This is a genomic window from Tepidanaerobacter sp. EBM-38, from assembly GCA_001896545.1.
GTDB lineage: Bacteria > Bacillota > Thermosediminibacteria > Thermosediminibacterales > Tepidanaerobacteraceae > Tepidanaerobacter.
Map to the genome: position 1 here is coordinate 1 of MPOT01000072.1, position 3818 is coordinate 3818.

General features: G+C 34.3%; 4 protein-coding genes. All 4 read left to right on the forward strand.

The annotated features are described in order from the left end of the window. On the forward strand, positions 1–969 hold a 969-nt coding region (locus BUC45_RS08230; protein ID WP_296971555.1), incomplete at its 5' end, for a M42 family metallopeptidase. Then, a complete protein-coding gene (locus BUC45_RS08235; protein WP_296971557.1) occupies positions 960–1979 on the forward strand; it encodes a M42 family metallopeptidase in 1020 nt (339 codons plus the stop codon). The genes BUC45_RS08230 and BUC45_RS08235, both read left to right, overlap by 10 nt. Next, a complete protein-coding gene (locus BUC45_RS08240; protein WP_296971558.1) occupies positions 1976–2956 on the forward strand; it encodes a M42 family metallopeptidase in 981 nt (326 codons plus the stop codon). The genes BUC45_RS08235 and BUC45_RS08240 overlap by 4 nt, the downstream gene beginning before the upstream one ends. Before the next feature lie 663 nt (positions 2957–3619). Beyond that, positions 3620–3818, forward strand: a 199-nt coding sequence (locus BUC45_RS08245; RefSeq protein WP_296971561.1) for a hypothetical protein, incomplete at its 3' end; no start/stop codon positions are given.

Here is a 3818-nt window from a genome sequence, read left to right on the forward strand (position 1 = left end):
AAGGAGGCTTTTTCAAATTATTGTGATGAAGTAAAATGTGATAAATTCGGAAACGTAATCAGCTTGAAAAGGGGATTGTTGCCAGAACATAAAATAATGCTCGCTGCTCATATGGATGAAATCGGTTTAATGGTAAAACGCATTGATGATGAAGGATTTATACGTTTTGCATTTATAGGAGGTGTAGACCAACGAATACTGCCAGCTCAAGAAGTAATTATCCATGGACGCAAAAATATACCAGGAATTATTGGCAGTAAACCACCACATATCCAAGAAACGGATGAACGCAAAAAAGCGGTTAAAGCTGAAAATATGTTTATCGATACAGGACTTGCACCACAAGATGTTCAAAGATATATCACTATTGGAGATTTTATAACTTTTAAGAGGAAACCAGTTGAGCTGCTTAATAATTGCTTTTCATCGAATGCTTTAGATGATAGAGCCGGTATTGCTGTAATGTTAGTTGCATTAGAGGAATTATCTAAACTCAAGCATGCTGTAAGTGTATATGCAGTAGCTACAGCACAAGAGGAGGTGGGCTTAAGAGGTGCAATAGTCAGCAGCTATGGTATTTATCCGGATATTGGAATAGCTATCGATGTTTGCCATGGGAATATGCCAGATACACCAGAATATGATACACAGAAACTAGGATTAGGGCCAGCTTTGGCTCTAGGGCCCAATATCCATCCGAAACTTTATAATCGATTAAAGCAGATAGCTGAAGACTATAAAATACCTTATCAGCTTGACCCTCAGCCGTCTGCGACCGGCACCGATGCCTGGGCTATTCAAATTACCAAAGAGGGCATCCCTACAGCTCTCGTGTCAATACCTCTGAAATATATGCATACTACTGTAGAAACTCTATGCTTAGATGATATAAAAATGTCAGGTCGCCTTCTTGCTCTTTTTATAGCATCATTATGTAAAGATTTTATGGAGGGATTGGCATGTTATTAAAGCAACTTTCTAATGCTTTTGGCGTTTCAGGTGCTGAAGGCGAAGTCAGAGATATTATAAGACAGAATTTATGTGATGTAGGAAAATCTAAAACGGATGCTTTAGGAAATCTATTTATTGAAAAAACTGCAAAATGTAATAAGCCAAGCTTAATGTTATGTGCTCATATGGATGAAGTGGGTTTCATGATAAAATATATTGAAAACAATGGTTTGCTACGATTTGATACAGTCGGAGGTATCGATGAGAGAATCCTTGTATCAAAAAACGTAGTTGTAGGATCGAATAAGATTAAAGGAGTCATAGGATCAAAAGCAATACATTTACAAGATCCAAAGGAAAGGGAAATACCACTAAAATCTAAGAATCTATATATAGATATTGGTGCAAAAGACAAAGAAGATGCAGAAACAAAAGTGAAAATTGGAGACTATGCAGTTTTTGATACAGAATTCAGCTCGGTGGATAATATAATTATGGGGAAGGCATTAGATGATAGAATCGGTTGTTATATTATCTCTGAAATATTAAAGAAAACTTATAATGTACATATTACAGGAGTATTTACAGTTCAGGAGGAAATCGGTCTTCGAGGTTCTGCGGTAGCGGCTTATACTGTTAATCCTGACTTTGCTATTGTAGTAGAAGGAACTTTTGCATCTGATGTACCTGATACAAAAGAAGAAGAATATTGCACAACTTTGGGGAAAGGGCCGGCGATAACTTTTATGGACAGAACTTATATTGCAGAAAAAAAGTTAATAAACTGGATTATACAAATAGCAGAGAACCATAATATACCCTATCAATATAAGAGGACTACCTTTGGTGGTACTGACGGTGGTAGAATTTATACAACTTATCAAGGTATTCCAACCGTAATTTTTTCTGTACCATGCAGATACATACATTCTCCTATAGCTATAGCCAATTTCAAAGACATAGGACATACAATTTCTTTAATTGATGTTATAATCCATCATGTACAGGAAAGGGGAATTTTAAAATGAAAGTTTTAATAAAGGAACTGACTGAAGTATTTGGTCCTTCGGGAAGCGAAGATAAAATTAGAAAGAAAATTATTGATGAAATTAAACCCTATGCCGATTCAGTCACTGTTGACAGGTTGGGGAATATTATTGCCACAAAAACAGGGCCGGGAAAAAGATTGATGTTGGCAGCTCATATGGATGAAATAGGTATAATCATAACAAATATAGATGAAAAAGGTTTTTTGAGGTTTTCGAATATAGGTGGGATATCTCCATTTACATTAATAGGACAAAGAGTTGTTTTTGCTAATGGGACTTTAGGGGTTATTGGAATGGAAAAAATGGATGATATTAAGAATTTGAAAATTAATAAAATGTTTATTGACATTGGAGCAAAATCGAAAGAGGACGCATTTGAAAGGGTTAATATAGGTGATTTTGGAGTATATAATAAGGAATGTAGCATTATAGGAGATCATATTATATCTAATTCATTGGATGACAGGGTAGGATGTGCTATTTTGATAGAAGTTCTTAAAAGGTTAAGAAATCCTAAATATAATTTATTTGTAGTTTTTACTGTCCAAGAAGAAGTAGGCTTAAGAGGTGCAAAGACTTCTGCTTATGGAGTCGAGCCTGATTTTGCCATAGCTGTAGATGTTACAGACACAGGGGATACTCCTGAAGCAGAAAAAATTGCTGTAGAGTTAGGAAAAGGGCCCGCAATAAAAGTAAAAGATAGTTCTGTTATATGTCATCCTGAAGTAAAAAAAGCGTTAATAGATGCTGCCAAAAGGAAAAACACACCTTTTCAGTTAGAAGTGCTTGAAAAAGGTGGTACAGATACTGGAGCAATACATTTAACACGCTCAGGCGTACCATCAGGGGCTTTATCTATTCCTACAAGATACATACACACTCCGACAGAAATGGTAAATTTTAATGATATTGTTCAAAGCGTGGAATTGCTAATCGAGCTAATTGAGGGAGAATAATAGAAATAAATAGCAAATAAATGCTTGCACTTAATCGATGAGTAGAAATTTAATAATTTATGCACTTTATTTATATGCTTCTCATATTTTATGAACAAAGGCTTTTAGAGAGATAGAAAGTAATTTAACTGTTTTTTATAACTAAAAAATAACTATAAAGCTTATAGCCATAAAAAATGGGAGGCATTGTCAAATTGAATAAATACTGCCGGTATCTAACAAAACATAAAGATTATAAATCTCTGGATTCCTCCGGAAGTATTTATAAATGCATTCTTGCAAATGCTCTGCTGACTCCAAAAGATATACAACAAAGTTGGGCTTGTAGAAGATGCATCATTCCATGTATTATGAACGATAAACCTTGTAAATATATCAAACCTCATAAGTATTTCCCTATTCGAGGTTCAAGCTATACATGGTTCAGTTGCGAACTATTAAGTATTGCTATGGATTCGCCTGCCGAGTTTTGTAATACTAATTGCAAAATAAAAATACAAAATATGTGAACAAAATTTGCGCTGTAAGTTGTAATATTATTAGTAGCTATTATAAAAATAAATGGAAGGATTATTAATCCTTCCATTTATTTTTATAACATAAGAAGGAAAAAACGGCAAAAAATAGAATATTATGTTAAACGAAGAATGGGGGGATTATAATATGACTAAAAAAGAAGCCTATAGTGTTTTGCTCAATCTTAAAAGTACTGAAAACGATAAAAATAATAAGCAACATAGTACACAGTTCATCTGGATGAGTTTTTTATTTTGGATAGGGAAATATAGTAAGGGCCTATATTATACCAATAAGTTATCCAAAAAGCGCAGCACCGCCGAGATTGAGATATACTGTTGGAAAG

Bases quoted from the DNA above. Each gene is read 5' to 3' on its own strand.
- BUC45_RS08240 (WP_296971558.1), top strand. From the start codon at position 1,976: ATGAAAGTTTTAATAAAGGAACTGACTGAAGTATTTGGTCCTTCGGGA.
- BUC45_RS08235 (WP_296971557.1), top strand. From the start codon at position 960: ATGTTATTAAAGCAACTTTCTAATGCTTTTGGCGTTTCAGGTGCTGAA.